At 71.3% G+C, this 13,068-nt stretch carries 13 protein-coding genes; 7 read left to right on the forward strand and 6 right to left on the reverse strand.

The annotated features are described in order from the left end of the window. Positions 1 to 78 precede the first annotated feature (78 nt). Positions 79 to 525 carry a putative signal transducing protein gene (locus tag AC6JA9_RS30440; RefSeq protein WP_223745461.1) on the forward strand — a complete coding sequence of 149 codons (447 nt, stop codon included), beginning with the start codon at positions 79 to 81 and terminating at the stop codon, positions 523 to 525. A gap of 6 nt (positions 526 to 531) precedes the next feature. Here the strand turns inward: AC6JA9_RS30440 and AC6JA9_RS30445 are convergent, their stop codons facing one another. Continuing rightward, a complete protein-coding gene (locus AC6JA9_RS30445; RefSeq protein ID WP_223745460.1) occupies positions 532 to 1,485 on the reverse strand; it encodes an N-acetylmuramoyl-L-alanine amidase-like domain-containing protein in 954 nt (317 codons plus the stop codon). Beyond that, positions 1,482 to 2,498, reverse strand: a complete 1,017-nt coding sequence (locus AC6JA9_RS30450) for a HEAT repeat domain-containing protein (protein ID WP_497958241.1) — start codon at positions 2,496 to 2,498, stop codon at positions 1,482 to 1,484. The genes AC6JA9_RS30445 and AC6JA9_RS30450 overlap by 4 nt, the downstream gene beginning before the upstream one ends. A 126-nt stretch (positions 2,499 to 2,624) precedes the next feature. On the opposite strand from AC6JA9_RS30450, the gene AC6JA9_RS30455 reads away from it, so the two are divergent. Continuing rightward, complete coding sequence (locus tag AC6JA9_RS30455) at positions 2,625 to 2,942, forward strand: DUF4398 domain-containing protein (protein ID WP_223745458.1); 318 nt, start codon at positions 2,625 to 2,627, stop codon at positions 2,940 to 2,942. A gap of 17 nt (positions 2,943 to 2,959) precedes the next feature. Next, a complete protein-coding gene (locus AC6JA9_RS30460; protein WP_223745457.1) occupies positions 2,960 to 4,375 on the forward strand; it encodes an OmpA family protein in 1,416 nt (471 codons plus the stop codon). A 436-nt stretch (positions 4,376 to 4,811) separates the two neighbouring features. Here the strand turns inward: AC6JA9_RS30460 and truD are convergent, their stop codons facing one another. The 3 genes from truD to AC6JA9_RS30475 are packed head-to-tail and all read right to left on the reverse strand — an operon-like array spanning position 4,812 to position 8,193. Further along, complete coding sequence (gene truD, locus AC6JA9_RS30465; protein ID WP_141333014.1) at positions 4,812 to 5,837, reverse strand: tRNA pseudouridine(13) synthase TruD; 1,026 nt, start codon at positions 5,835 to 5,837, stop codon at positions 4,812 to 4,814. Next, positions 5,834 to 7,177, reverse strand: coding sequence for a DUF4388 domain-containing protein (locus tag AC6JA9_RS30470; protein ID WP_223745456.1), 1,344 nt, complete (start codon positions 7,175 to 7,177; stop codon positions 5,834 to 5,836). Before AC6JA9_RS30470 ends, truD begins: the two co-directional genes overlap by 4 nt. Before the next feature lie 8 nt (positions 7,178 to 7,185). Then, positions 7,186 to 8,193 carry a DsbA family protein gene (locus AC6JA9_RS30475; protein WP_370640298.1) on the reverse strand — a complete coding sequence of 336 codons (1,008 nt, stop codon included), beginning with the start codon at positions 8,191 to 8,193 and terminating at the stop codon, positions 7,186 to 7,188. Between the two features lie 53 nt (positions 8,194 to 8,246). Between AC6JA9_RS30475 and AC6JA9_RS30480 the strand changes: the two genes are divergently transcribed. After that, on the forward strand, positions 8,247 to 9,308 hold the full coding sequence (locus tag AC6JA9_RS30480) for an asparaginase (RefSeq protein ID WP_223745455.1): 1,062 nt from the start codon (positions 8,247 to 8,249) through the stop codon (positions 9,306 to 9,308). A 72-nt stretch (positions 9,309 to 9,380) separates the two neighbouring features. After that, entirely contained in the window at positions 9,381 to 10,292 is a 912-nt protein-coding gene (locus AC6JA9_RS30485) for a GGDEF domain-containing protein (protein WP_046715247.1), read from the forward strand. Between the two features lie 132 nt (positions 10,293 to 10,424). Here AC6JA9_RS30485 and AC6JA9_RS30490 read toward each other — a convergent pair whose 3' ends face one another. After that, positions 10,425 to 12,014, reverse strand: a complete 1,590-nt coding sequence (locus AC6JA9_RS30490) for a HEAT repeat domain-containing protein (RefSeq protein ID WP_408889693.1) — start codon at positions 12,012 to 12,014, stop codon at positions 10,425 to 10,427. Between the two features lie 131 nt (positions 12,015 to 12,145). On the opposite strand from AC6JA9_RS30490, the gene rpsU reads away from it, so the two are divergent. Further along, on the forward strand, positions 12,146 to 12,340 hold the full coding sequence (rpsU, locus tag AC6JA9_RS30495; protein WP_002614080.1) for a 30S ribosomal protein S21: 195 nt from the start codon (positions 12,146 to 12,148) through the stop codon (positions 12,338 to 12,340). 97 nt (positions 12,341 to 12,437) lie between these two features. After that, on the forward strand, positions 12,438 to 12,896 hold the full coding sequence (locus tag AC6JA9_RS30500) for a GatB/YqeY domain-containing protein (protein ID WP_223745453.1): 459 nt from the start codon (positions 12,438 to 12,440) through the stop codon (positions 12,894 to 12,896). Positions 12,897 to 13,068 lie beyond the last annotated feature (172 nt).

A 13,068-nucleotide genomic window follows, 5' to 3' on the forward strand; every position in this document is an offset into this window, starting at 1 on the left:
GGATGGGCCCCAGGTGCCGCGACGGGACAGCGGCCCTACCATGTCCCTCCAGGACATCCACGGGCAGGAGGGACGGACATGAGATACTGCACCAGCTGCGGCTCGGAGTACCGGGATGACATCGAGCAATGCTCGGACTGCCCGGGCAGCCCCCGGTTGGTCGAGGCCAGCGAGATGAGCCGGCGAGGCCTGCCGCTGCCCCACGAGCTGGACCAGCGCGTCTTCGCGCGCGCGGGCACGACGGACAACCCGCTCATGGTGGAGGTCTTCACCGGGATGCTCGAGGAGCGGGACATCCCGGTGCTCGTGCGCGCGGGACGCTCGGGCGTGGTGGACAAGCTGACCACCGGGAACCTGCTCCCCTGGTGGGAGATTCTCGTGCCCGAGGAGATGCGGGAGCGCGCGGCGCTGCTCATCGAGCGGGAGCGAGCCCAGGAGGCCGCCACCAATGACGAGGCCGCGCGGGCCGCCGAGGAGGAGGAGCGGGAGACCGAGCGCTCCTCGCCCCCGCCGCCCGCCTTCTGACGTCCGTCAGGGCGAGCGCACCACCGCGCTCGCCGGAGCGCTGTCCGGCCTTCGCGCCTCGAAGAGGCTCACGCCGGTGACCTTCCACTTCGCGTAGCGCGAGTTGCGCGTGAGGAAGGTCTCCAGGTCCTCGTCCACCACGCGGTTGTAGCCGCCGCGCGAGGCGTGACGCAGGTAGGTGCGGTGCTTGCGCTGCACCACGAAGCCCAGGTGGGTGATGCGCGTGGCCTTGAGGGGCAGGTCCTCGCGCATCACCACGAGGATGGTGCCGGAGGGGATGTCGCGCGCGTGCGCCATCACCTTCTCCAGCGGAATCATGTCCAGCGCGAACGTGCCCGTCGGCTGACGCTCCCGGGGCAGCTGGAGCGACTGCGACGAGCGCGACTGCCAGGTGGTCTTCGTCAGCGTCTTCGTCACGCTGACGGTGTCCTCACCGCCGAGCGCGCGCGTCACGTCGCGCAGGAAGCCCTTGCGGATGTTGTTGGGCAGCCACTGCGCCTCCATCAGGTGGTTGCGGTCCTCGTACGAGGGCGTCCGGGCGTAGCGGATGTGCTCGAGCAGCGCGCCCACCTCCGGCTCGGAGCGCGCCAGCCCCAGCGCCATCGACTGCTCGACGAAGGTGAGGCAGTCCACCGCGTCCAGGCGGAAGGTCGGGTCGGGGTCCACGCCCGAGCCCTCGCCCAGCGGGGACAGCACGTAGGGCGTGTTGATGAAGCGCGCGCTCATCGACAGGAGCCGCTCGGAGAGGGGCGCCTCCGTCGCCTGGGCCACCAGGGCCGCGAAGCCGCTCGCGTCCAGGCCCGTCCAACCGTTGGCGCGCGCGGGCGTGGCCGTGGCCGCCTGGGCCGCGGCCGAACCGGATTCCACCAGCCGCGCGGCTCCGGGCGCGACGTCCTGCTTCGAGGAGGCCCCCGGCGCCTGGGTGAACAGCGCCGAGGCCAGCACCACCGCCCACGTCATGGCGCCACGCCCGCCCTTCGCAGGATCACCTTGCGGCGATCATCCGGGAGCTGGAGCGTCTCCAGCTCCTTCTCGTACGCCAGCTTCTCGTCGTTCTTGGCGTTCCACGACGCCAGCACCAGCCAGTCCAGCATGGACGGGTCGCCGCCCTGGTAGAGGATGCGCGCGGCGCCCGCGGCCAGCGTGCGGTCCTTGTCCTCCAGGAGCGGCTTGAGCGCGGGGCTCGCCTTCTTCGCCACCACGCCCTCGAACAGATCCAGCCCCTGGCGCCGCTTGAAGCGGTCCGAGTCGCCGAGCAGCTTGTTGGCGAAGGCGAAGCCCTCCGGGGCGCCCAGCCGGCACAGGCCGCGCGCCGCCGCGAAGCGGGTGCTCTCCGAGTCGTTCTCCAGGAACTCCTTGAGGGACTTTGCCTGCTTCGCGTCCCCGGCCTCGCCGGCGGCGGCCAGCATCGCGGCGCGCACCTCCAGCTCCTGCTCCTCCTTGGCGGCCGCCATCAGCGCCTTGCCCACCTTGGGGTTGCGCGAGGCGCCCAGCGCGCGGGCCGCGTCCCGGCGCACGCCGCTGCTCTTGTCGTTCAGCAGCGGCAGCAGCACCTGCACGTTGCGGCTCTTGAGGCGGGCCAGGCCCTGCGCGGCGTACATGCGCACCGTGCTGTCCCCGTCGCCGGCGAGCTTCACCAGCGCGGGCTCCGCCGAGCGCGTGTCCAGCCCCGCGAGCACCGCGACGAGGTTGCGGCGGACCCGCTCGTCCAGGGCGCGGCGCAGGGCCTCGGTGATGAGGTCCGCGGCGAAGGGCTCCTCGCGCAGGTAGCGCAGGCGGGAGACGGCGGCGGGCACGGCGCCGCCCTGCAGGACGGTCTGGACCACCTTCTCCGTCTCGGCCTGGCGCTCGGCGCGCTTCGCGGCGGATGCCTGGGCGGACAGGGCCAGGGGGGACACGAGCAGCGTCAAGAGCAGCAGGAGGCGGGCGGGGAGGACGGGCGGGCGCACGGGAGGGGGACGATGGCAAGCCATGCGCCGGCCGTCAAAGTCCCTGGCGCCGGGCCGCCCCCCCACCAACAGGGTCTGCCCGATTCTTGACCCCCCAAGAGGCGATTGATACGACCGATGCCTCTGTCCCTCCTCTAGAGGCGCCACGCTATGAAGAAGCTGACGGTGCTGGTGTCGGTGGCCGGGGCGCTCGCCGCATGCGGCCCCGTGAAGTCCACCGCGAACATCCTCGACGCCGAAGTCCAGATTCAGGCCGCGCGCACGGCCGGAGCCGACAAGCTGGCTCCGTACGAGTGGACCGCCGCGAACCTGTACCTCGACAAGGCGCGTGAGGAGGTTGGCTACTCCGACTACCAAGCCGGCGTGGACTTCGCGGTGAAGGCGTCGCGCTTCGCCAACGAGGCGCGCGAGAAGGCCATGTCCGTGTCGGGCAGCAGCGACACCGGCGAGAGGACCCCGAACCCGTGACGCTCCGAGTGCTCCCGATGACGCGTCCCTGTCTTGTAGCGCTCCTGTCCCTCCTGCTCGCCAGCTGCGTGAGCGGCAGCAAGATTCGCGCGGACACCCAGGTGCTCGCCGCGGACGTCGAGCGCGCCCGCCGCAGCGGCGCCTTGCGCTGCGCGCCGGTGGAGCTGGCCACCGCGGAGGCCCACCTCGACTTCGCCAAGGGCGAGTTGAGCCAGGGCAACAGCGGCCGTGCCGCCTCGCACGTGCGGCTGGCCGACACGGCGGTGGACCGGGCGCTGGAGCTGTCGAAGAGCTGCGGCCCCCGGCAGGTGCTGGTGCGCGAGCGCCCCGAGGCCCCGCAGGCGACGACGCCGACGACGCCCGAGCCCCAGAAGCCGCCCCAGGTCGTGGTCCGCATCGAGGAGACGGACAGCGACGGCGACGGCGTGCTGGACAAGGACGACCCCTGCCCCGACCAGGCCGAGGACAAGGACGGCTTCCAGGACGAGGACGGCTGCCCGGACCCGGACAACGACAACGACGGCGTGCTCGACGCCAACGACAAGTGCCCGCTGGAGCCCGGCGTGCTGGAGAACCAGGGCTGCCCCGCGCTCGCGCCGACGGACCGCGACGGCGACGGCATCAACGACAACCTGGACAAGTGCCCGGACCAGCCCGAGGACAAGGACGGCTTCCAGGACGAGGACGGCTGCCCCGACCTGGACAACGACAATGACGGGGTCGTGGACATCCAGGACAAGTGCCCCAACGAGTTCGGCCCCATCCAGAACCTGGGCTGCCCGGACCGGGACAACGACGGCGTCAACGACGGCCAGGACAAGTGCCCGGACGAGCCCGAGGACAAGGACGGCTTCCAGGACGAGGACGGCTGCCCCGACCTGGACAACGACGCCGACGGTCTGGCGGACGCCCAGGACAAGTGCCCCAACGAGGCGGGCCCGCCGGAGAACTCGGGCTGCCCGGACAAGGACACGGACAACGACGGCGTGGTGGACCGCCTGGATGCGTGCGTGGACGAGCCCGGCACCAAGGAGCAGCGCGGCTGCCCGAAGCAGTACAAGAACGTGGTCATCAAGAAGGACCGCATCGAGATCAAGAAGCAGATCCTCTTCTCCTCGGGCTCCGCGAGGATCCTCGGCAACAAGCAGAACAACGGCATCCTCGACGACGTGGCGCAGGCGCTGCGTGACGCTCCGTGGATCGCCAAGGTCCGCATCGAGGGCCACACCGACTCGCTGGGCAAGGACGAGGCGAACCTGAAGCTGTCCCAGAAGCGCGCCGACGCGGTGATGGCGCAGCTGTTGCGGCGCAACATCGACCCGGGTCGGATGGAGGCGGTGGGCTTCGGTGAGACGCGGCCCATCGGCCCGAACACCACCAAGGCGGGCCGCGCGCAGAACCGCCGCACGGAGTTCAACATCATCACGCAGTAACTTCCGCTCCACGCGGAAGCAGGCACAGCGCCTCCCGGGCTTCGTCCCGCGGAGGCGCTTGGCTTTCAGGGGTGTGTCACCGCGCGGGACGGACCGCCCCTCGCGAGGACCCAAGGCGCCTGCCGCCGCGCCTGCGTCCTGGGGCCCGTCACCGCGCGGGGCGGGCATCCCTGGTGATGACGCGGGGCCTTCCAGGCGCGGCGCCCACGGCAGGGCCCGCGCCGTCATCCCGGGCGAGCGGCTGGCTGGAGCGCCCGAGCATGAGAAGGGCCTCAAACCCGACATCGGGGCCGTCATCGGATGAGCGCGGTGGCCGCGGGGCGGGCCCCCTGTCCACAGGGCCCGATGGCCCGGGAATCAAGCCTGGTGCAAGCCAGCTCTCGCGCCGGCGGCGATATCGGAACAGGGCGGACAGCGCCGCCTCGACGCCTCCAGCTCAGTCGTCCTTGAGCAGCTCGTGGAGGACCTCGGTGGCGTACGCGCCCCGGGGCAGCTCGAAGGTGAGCCACAGGTCTTCACCTTCGGGCGTCAGCTCGGGCGAGCCCAGGCGGACGCGGTACGGCCTGCGCCCGCCCTCCGTCTCGCCGCCGCCGCGCTTGAAGTCGTCCAGCGTGACGCCCTCGCCCGCGAGCAGCCTCGCCTCCACCTCCGCCACCTCGCCCGCGGAGGCCGTCATCTTCGGGCCGAACAGCGGCCCCGCCGGGCTCACCTCGAACGCGGCGACGCGAGGCCCGTCCACCTCCGGCGCCTCACACACGAAGAGGCCACCGGTCTCCTCCTTGCGCAGCACGTCTCCCAGCAGGGCCGTGGACAAGGTGCCCGCGCGCACGCGGTCCGCGAGCGCCCGGTTGAAGATGCGCGACTGGAAGGCGGAGAGGTAGAGCTTGCGCTGGAAGCGCTCCGGCCGCTTCGGCAGCCGCTGCCCCAGCACCAGCAGGCGCCCCAGGTCCGCGTTGTCACCCGCGCGGCCGAAGCGCTGCTCGCCGAAGTAGTTGGGCACGCCGCCCGCGGACAGCCGCGTGAAGGACTCCCGCGCCGCGCCCACGTCGCGCACGCCGCGCAGGCGCAGGCGGAAGCGATTGCCCTTGAGGTGCCCGGTCCGCAGCTTGTTGCCGTGCCGGCGCGACCACAGCACCTGCACGCCCTCCAGCGCGAAGTCGCCCAGCTTGGGCTCCGCGCGCGCGGGCACCGAGATGAGCTGCCGCGTGACGGCCTGCCGGTCCTTCATGCCCGCGACCCCCACGTCGTCCTCGGACACGCCCAGCACCTGGGACAACGCGCGCACCACCTCGCGCGTGTCCCGGCCCCGCTTCTCCAGCCACAGGTAGAGGTGCTCGCCCTCGCCCGAGGGCTGATAGGCGGGGAGCTCCTCGACCTCGAAGTCCTCGGGGACCAGCTTGAAACCACCACCACAGCCGGGGACATCCGCCGTCAACCGCGGCCAATCCGAATCCGTCGTCACGAGCCCTCGAGCGTCGCCAGCAGCTTCTTCACACGACGGGCGAGGTCCTCGTCCGCGCGCGACTCCAACAGCTCACCGGCCTGGAACAACAAGAAGAACATCACGTCGCTGAGCGCCTGCTTGAAGGAGGCCAGCGGCTCGGAGCCCAGCTGCGCGTGGTGCCGCTCGAAGGACTCCATCAGCTTCGCCTCGGCCAGGCTGCCGTCCGCCTGGAAGGACAGCCCCTCCAACACCGGCGAGGACGACAGCGCCTGCCCGGACAGCGCGGCGTTGGCGGCGGCGATGAACTCGCGGTCCATGCCCTGCTTGGCCACCTCGTCGCGAATCTCCCGGAAGATGAAGTTGAACACGCGCGCCGCCGGACGCGGGTCCACCGCGGGCGCAGCGCTCGCCGCGGGCTTGCCCTGCGCGGTGCCACCCTGCCCCACCGACTGCCCCGGCGTCGGAGCGCTCCCCGTCGCGACGGCCACGGGCACCAGCAGCGGCTTGTCCGTCACCGACGCGAAGCCGCCCTCGAGCAGGCGGAAGACGACCTTGGTGATGTCGAACTCCGACAGCCGCGCCGCGTGCCCCAGCTCCAGGATGGTGCGGCGCCCGTCGACCAGCCCCAGCACCCGGTCCTCGTCCTCCTCCAGCTTGCCGTCGGAGCCGCGCTTCTTGGCCACGTACAGCCGGCCGTGGGGGATGCGCTTCCGGAAGTGCGCCATCTCGTCGATCTTCCGGATGCTGTCCATCAGCAGGCTCTGGGTGGAGAGCTGGATGGAGTGATTCGCCTTCTCATCCACCGGCTGGTCGATGAGGAAGAAGCTCCCCTCCCGGCACAGCACGATGGCGTGGAAGATCTCACTGACCTGGTGCGTGACGCACTTGAAGAGGTCATGCGCCTGCAACAGACCCTTCTCCACCAGCGCGCGGCCCACCTTGGACGGAGGCTGGCCCTTCAGCGCGGCCTCCACCTGGGGACGCTCCACGTAGCCCAGGCGCACCAGCACCTCGCCCAGCCGGTCCGCCGGGTCATCCGACGACGCGCCCCGCACCTCGCCGTCGCGGAACGTCACCGAGCGCTCGCCGCCGGGCGAGTGCACCCGGATGATGCCGCTCCAGCGCGACTGGCTGAGGAAGGCCATCAGGTCCGACAGCGGGAAGCCGCCCGCGTCGCCGGAGAGCACCACCCGGGGCGCGGGGATGCTGCCGCCCTCGCTGGGCCCCCGGGAGAAGATGAGCAGGTCCGGCGCCGTGGGCATCAGCGCGTACGTCCCCGAGCGCCCCGCCAACGGAGAGGGGCTCTGGCGATCCTCGGGGACGAGCTGCCCCGCGTCGATGCGGAACCGTTGCGTCATCTGCCGCGTCAGTCAGCCGCCCAGGCGTTCTTGTTCGTCACCCACTCCAGCTCATCCTCCATGCTGTGGGTGAGCAGCTCCTCCTGGATGAAGCTCAGGTCCAGCGCCCGGCCGTTGAAGTACACCGTCGGAGTGCCCGACAGCCCGGCCGCGCGGCCCTGGTTGCGGAAGCCCTCCAGCTCCTGCTTGTACGAGTCCGACTTGAGCACCGCCGCCAGCCGGTCCTCCTCCAACCCCAGCTTCTTCGCCAGCGCCACCAGGGCCTCCGGCTTGAGGTTGTCCTGGTTCTCGAAGAGCGCGTCGTGCATCTGCCAGAACTTGCCCTGATCTCGCGCCCACAGCGCCGCCTGGGCCGCCGGCACGGCGTTGACGTGGTTGGACAGCGGGAAGGGCAGGTAGCAGAAGCGCACCTGGGAGGCGTTCTTCTTCGCGAAGGCCTCCAGCACCGGCCGCGCCTTGGCGCAGTACGGGCACTCGAAGTCGGAGAACTCCACCACCGTCACCGGAGCGGACGCGGAGCCCATGCACATGCGCTCGTCCACCTTGAACTTCGCGCGCTGCTCGCGGAAGGCGCCGTAGTACTGGGACAGCTGGACGATGACCTCCGTGGCCGGGCTGCCCTCGGACACCATGCGCGCGGCCACCCGCGCCATGCGCTTGGCGTGGCGGCAGCCGGTGTGCGACTTCAGGCAGGCCCCCAGCGTGTGGGGGCAGCCGCAGTAGCAGAACTCATCGCTGAGGACCGTGGCCAGCTCCCGCTTGGAGGCCGCCGACAGCGAGGAGAAGTCCATGCCGGGGATGCCCAAGAGCGCCTGGGAGGGGTCCGCCGGCGGGGCCGCGGGCTCCGGGGGAGGCGCGGGGGGCCGGGCCTGGGCGGCCGGAGCGGCGGGCGCCTGGGTGGAGGCGGGCGCGGAGCCCTCCGGGTTCTTGCAACCCGAGCCGGTCAGCGCCACGGCGACCAGCAGGGGAACGACAGGCTTCCAGCAGGAGAGGAGCACGCGGCGGGTCTTAGCCACGCGCGAGGGGCTTGTAAAGCAACGCAAGCCTTGCCAAGGAGGGCCCCTTGCCCATGCCCAGAGTCCTGCTGCTGCACACCGGAGGCACGTTGGGGATGGCCGGAGGTCGGCCCTCCGCCCTGCGCCCCGCCGCCTTCTTCAAGACGCTCAAGGCCCGCGTCCCGGAGCTGTTCCAGCTCGCCGACATCGAGCTGCAGCTCTTCAGCAACCTGGACAGCTCCGAGATGCAGCCCGAGCTGTGGCAACGCATGGCCACCCACCTGCACCACCAGCTCCAGGACTTCGACGGGGCCGTGGTGACCCATGGCACGGACACGCTGGCCTACACCGCCAGCGCGCTGTCCTTCATGCTGCGCAATCCCCCCTGCCCCATCGTGCTGACGGGCTCGCAGCGGCCGCTGGGCGAGGTGCGCTCGGATGCGCGGCTCAACCTCATCGACGCGGTGCTCTCCGCGGTGAAGGGGCCGCGCGAGGTCACCATCTGCTTCGACTCGCACCTGTACCGGGGCAACCGCACGCGCAAGGTGAAGGTGTCCGAGTACGACGCCTTCGAGAGCCCCAACTGCCCGGTGCTGGGGACGCTGGGCGTGGACGCGACCTTCGAGCCGGGGCTGCGCGCCCGGGGCCCCTTCAAGCTCTACGAGAAGCTGGACCCGCGCGTCTTCATGCTCAAGGTCTATCCCGGGCTGGACCCGGCCCTGCCCCTGCAGCTGTTGCCGCACGTCCGGGGGCTGGTGCTGGAGGCGTACGGGGCGGGCAACTTCCCCATCGCGCCCGAGCTCGGACGCTCGCTCATGCCGCTGTTCGTCCAGGCGAAGGAGCGCGGCGTGCCGGTGGTGGTGGTGAGCCAGGCCCACCGCAACGGCGTGGACCTGAGCCTGTACGAGTCCGGGGCGGCGTCCCTGGCGCAGGGGGCCATCGGTGGCGCGGACATGACCCCCTCCGCGGCGCTGGTGAAGCTGATGCAGGCGCTCGCCTACCACCCCCGCTCCCCGGAGGCGCTGGCGCGGTTCATCCAGACGCCGGTGGCGGGGGAGCTGAGCGTCGGACGGAGGACAGTCGAGCCGGAGGTGCCCAGCCGGCCCCGGACGACGCGGCGGATCCACGCGGGATGAGCGATTGGGCCGCGTGGAAGCCGGCAGCATGCTTGCCGCCATGAAAAAACGGCCCATAAGATGGGTGTTGCGATGTCCGAGGAGAAAACTTCCGTCCATTCCATTTCGGACCTGCTGGGCAACGCCCAGCGGCAGAGCGCTTATTTGATTGTCATCAGCGCCAAGTCCGCGGCGGGCATCGGCCGGATGTTCAAGCTGGACCGCTCCGAGGTGGTGCTGGGGCGCAGCTCAGAGGCGCAGTTCCAGGTGGAGGACGACGGCATCTCCCGCAAGCACGCCAAGGTGGTGGCGCTCGGCGACGGGCGCTTCCAGCTGATGGACCTGGCGAGCACCAACGGCACCTACCTCAACGGCCTGAAGGTCAACGCCGCCCCGCTGTACGACGGCGACAAGATCCAGATCGGCTCCAACACCGTCCTCAAGTTCTCCATCCAGGACGAGCTGGAGGAGCAGTACCAGCGCAGCATCTACGAGTCCGCCACCCGCGACGGCCTCACCCGCGTCTACAACAAGAAGTACTTCCTGGAGACGGTGCGCAAGGAGTTCAGCTACTGCCTGCGCCACCGGGTGCCGCTGTCGCTGGTGCTCTTCGACGTGGACCACTTCAAGAAGATCAACGATGCGTACGGCCACCCGGCCGGGGACTACGTCCTGACGCGCATCGCCCAGCGGGTGACCGACACGGTGCGCACCGAGGATCTGCTCGCGCGCTACGGCGGCGAGGAGTTCGCGCTGATGCTGCGCGAGTCCGCCGAGGACCAGGCCCTGGCTTGCGCCGAGCGCTGCCGCCACGCGGTGGACAAGGCCGACTTCGTCTTTGGCGGCACGCCCATCAAGGTGACCATCAGCCTGGGCGTGGCGACGCTCCTGGACTCGGACTTCTCCCAGCCCGAGGACCTCATCGCCGCCGCGGACAAGTACCTCTACCGCGCCAAGCGCGCGGGCCGGAACCGCGCCGACGCCAAGGCCATCAGCGGCCCGTGAGTCGTCCGTCGGGCGCGGGGACGCCCCCTCGCGCCCGGGCACCGCTGACGTCGGTGCCCGAAGCCTGGCTTGCCATCGCCATCAGGCGCGGGGTTCCCGCTCTCGCCCGGACGTCTGGCCGCGCTTCTGACGTCAGTTCCCGAAGCCCAGCTTGCGCAGGCCCGCGCGGGACACGTGCTTGACGTGGGTGTCCGCGTCGCGCGCCGCCGCGTCGGAGAGCGCCGCCGCGGCATGGGGCCCGCCCAGCCTCCCCAGCGCGAGCGCCGCCGCCACGCGCACATCCGACACCGGGTCCTCGCGCAGGCACGTGGCCAGCACCTTCACATGGGCCGCGCGGCCGATGGCCTCCAGCGCCCGTGCCGCCGCGGCGCGCACCACCGGGTGCTCCGAGCCGAGCAGCTCCGCGGCCATGTCCCCCCGCGTCGACTGGCGCTGCCCCGCCACCACGTCCAGCGCGGCGGCGACCACCTCCGGCGAGCCGTCATCCAGCGCGCGCTCGGTGGCGTCCATCACCTCGGGCTTTCGCACCGACAGCGCGCCGAGCACCCGCACCGCGCCCGCCCGCACCACCGGCTGCGAGTCCTTCAGGAAAGGCGTCAGCGCGTCCAGCCGCAGGCTCTCACCCTCGCGGCAGTCGGAGAGCGACGTCAGCGCCTGGCCCCTGAGCGGCGCGGGCATGCGCGAGTCCCGGGCAGCCTCCAGGAAGAAGCTCCCGCAGCCCTTCTCCCGCTCCATGGCCTCCAGCCACGGCCGGGCCACCTCCAGGTCCTTGCCCTCGAGCCGGCGCTCGGCGGCCACGCGCAAGGACGTGCCCTCCGACTGGGCCATCCGCCGCGCCGCCGAACCCCGCACCTTGCGGTCCACGTCCGTGAGCGCGCGCTCCAGCTCCTTGCGCGCCAGCGGCCCATAGACGCCCAGGGCCAGCACCGCCGCGTCCCGCCGCTGGGGCTCGGGCGCCGTGAGCTCCGGCTGGAGCGACTCCAGCTCGCGCGAGTACACGGCGAACAGCCGGTTCACCAGCACCTCGTCCGCGGGCCGCGCCTCCTCCAGGAGCAGCCGCCCCACCGAGGAGTCCAGGCGCAGCGCCACCGCCTTGAGCGCCGAGGCGCCAATCCCATCCGTCTCCTCGGGCCGCGACGCCGTCGCGTCGAGCAGCACCCGGGCGGGCCTCCGCCCCAGGAAGGCCCCCAGGTGGGCGAGCGCGGTGCCCCGCTCGCGAGGGTCCTCCGAGTACAGCTCCACCTCCAGCGCCTGCCGGATGGCCTCCCGCCGCGCCCACACCCGCGCCGCCGCCTCCGGCCCCCGGGCCCCCGCGTCCCGCAGGAAGGTGGCCGTGGACTGCCCCGCCTCCGCCGCCGCGCGCGCCGCGGTGAGGCAGGCCGCCAGGTCCGAGGACGCGGGAGACCCCGCCACCCACTCGGCCAGCACGCGCTTCTCCGTCAGTTGCCGCGCCTTCGCGTCGGCGCGCACGGAGGCCCAGCGCACGCGCCAGTCGCCATCCTTGCGGGAGGAGGCCAGCGCCTCACGTGGGACGGGCCGGATGTTGCCCAAAGGCGCCACCCAGGAGTCCACCCGCCCGCCGGACAGGCACGAGCCGCACACCCGGGCACGCAGGGCGCGGTCCGCCACATGGCGCTGGCAGGAGTTCCAGCAGTCGGTCGTCCCGGTGCCACCACGCTGACCGGTCGCCAGCAGCACCATCAGGAGGAGGGCAGGGCTCACGCAGGCGACACTCTAGTCCAACCGCGCGCGGCTTTTCCCGCCAGCGTCCTTGCGTTTTACCGGCCACTGGGACATACCGCTCCCCCTTCGAAGTACGCACACATTGACGCATGGCGGAAGGAGGTGAACGCATGCCCGGTATCCGAGTGAAGGAGGGAGAGTCCATTGAGAGCGCCCTCAAGCGCTTCAAGAAGGCCACTGAAAAGGCCGGAATCCTTTCCGAGATCCGCAAGCGCGAGCACTACGAGAAGCCTTCCGTGAAGCGGAAGAAGAAGGCCCTCGCCGCCAAGAAGCGCGCGGTGAAGAAGGCCCGCAAGTCGTTCTAGTTGCGAGGCCGGCGTGTGAGCCGGGGCGCCCCCCAGTCAGGTGCCCTGGCTCCCGTCGTCTGAAATCCCCCGAATCCCAGCCAGCGGAGTTGCGAATATGGCCACCCTCAAGGAGCGGATCGACGCGGACCTCAAGGACGCGATGCGGTCCAAGAACGAGCTGCGCACCACCGTCATTCGGGCGATCAAGAGCGCCGTGAAGTACAAGGAAGTGGAGCCCGGTGCCTCCGCCCTCGACGACGCGGGCGTGATGAGCGTCATCACCGGCCTCATCAAGAAGGGCCGCGACTCCGCGGACCAGTTCAAGGCCGCGGGCCGGCCGGAGCTGGCGGAGAAGGAGGAGGCCGAGATCGCCGTCCTCCAGAGCTACCTGCCGCAGCAGCTCACCCCCGACGAGCTGGTCGCCGCCGTCCAGGCCGCCATCGCCGAGGTGGGCGCCAAGAGCGCCAAGGACATGGGCGCGGTGATGAAGAACCTCTCCCCCAAGCTCCAGGGCAAGGCCGAGGGTCGCGCCATCTCCGAGGCCGTCAAGGTGGAGCTCGCGAAGCTCGCCTGAAGTCCCCTGTCCCACCCCTCTGGAGGCCACCCGGCGCAGGCGGTGGCCCCCTGGGGTGGAAGGCCCGGGGTGAGCGGAAACTTGCTCCCCCGGCCCCCCGTCATTAAGTGCCTGGGCCAGCCCATGGCGTACCGCCCCTGTCCAGGGGAGGTACCCAGCGGGCCGTAGGAGC

It is taken from the genome of Myxococcus sp. MH1, assembly GCF_059738865.1.

Excerpts from the sequence above, each read along its gene's own strand:
- AC6JA9_RS30440 (WP_223745461.1), top strand. The coding sequence starts at position 79 with ATGAGATACTGCACCAGCTGCGGCTCGGAGTACCGGGATGACATCGAG.
- AC6JA9_RS30445 (WP_223745460.1), bottom strand. The coding sequence starts at position 1,485 with ATGACGTGGGCGGTGGTGCTGGCCTCGGCGCTGTTCACCCAGGCGCCG.
- AC6JA9_RS30450 (WP_497958241.1), bottom strand. The coding sequence starts at position 2,498 with ATGGCTTGCCATCGTCCCCCTCCCGTGCGCCCGCCCGTCCTCCCCGCC.
- AC6JA9_RS30455 (WP_223745458.1), top strand. The coding sequence starts at position 2,625 with ATGAAGAAGCTGACGGTGCTGGTGTCGGTGGCCGGGGCGCTCGCCGCA.
- AC6JA9_RS30460 (WP_223745457.1), top strand. The coding sequence starts at position 2,960 with ATGACGCGTCCCTGTCTTGTAGCGCTCCTGTCCCTCCTGCTCGCCAGC.
- AC6JA9_RS30470 (WP_223745456.1), bottom strand. The coding sequence starts at position 7,177 with ATGACGCAACGGTTCCGCATCGACGCGGGGCAGCTCGTCCCCGAGGAT.
- AC6JA9_RS30480 (WP_223745455.1), top strand. The coding sequence starts at position 8,247 with ATGCCCAGAGTCCTGCTGCTGCACACCGGAGGCACGTTGGGGATGGCC.
- AC6JA9_RS30485 (WP_046715247.1), top strand. The coding sequence starts at position 9,381 with ATGTCCGAGGAGAAAACTTCCGTCCATTCCATTTCGGACCTGCTGGGC.
- rpsU (WP_002614080.1), top strand. The coding sequence starts at position 12,146 with ATGCCCGGTATCCGAGTGAAGGAGGGAGAGTCCATTGAGAGCGCCCTC.
- AC6JA9_RS30500 (WP_223745453.1), top strand. The coding sequence starts at position 12,438 with ATGGCCACCCTCAAGGAGCGGATCGACGCGGACCTCAAGGACGCGATG.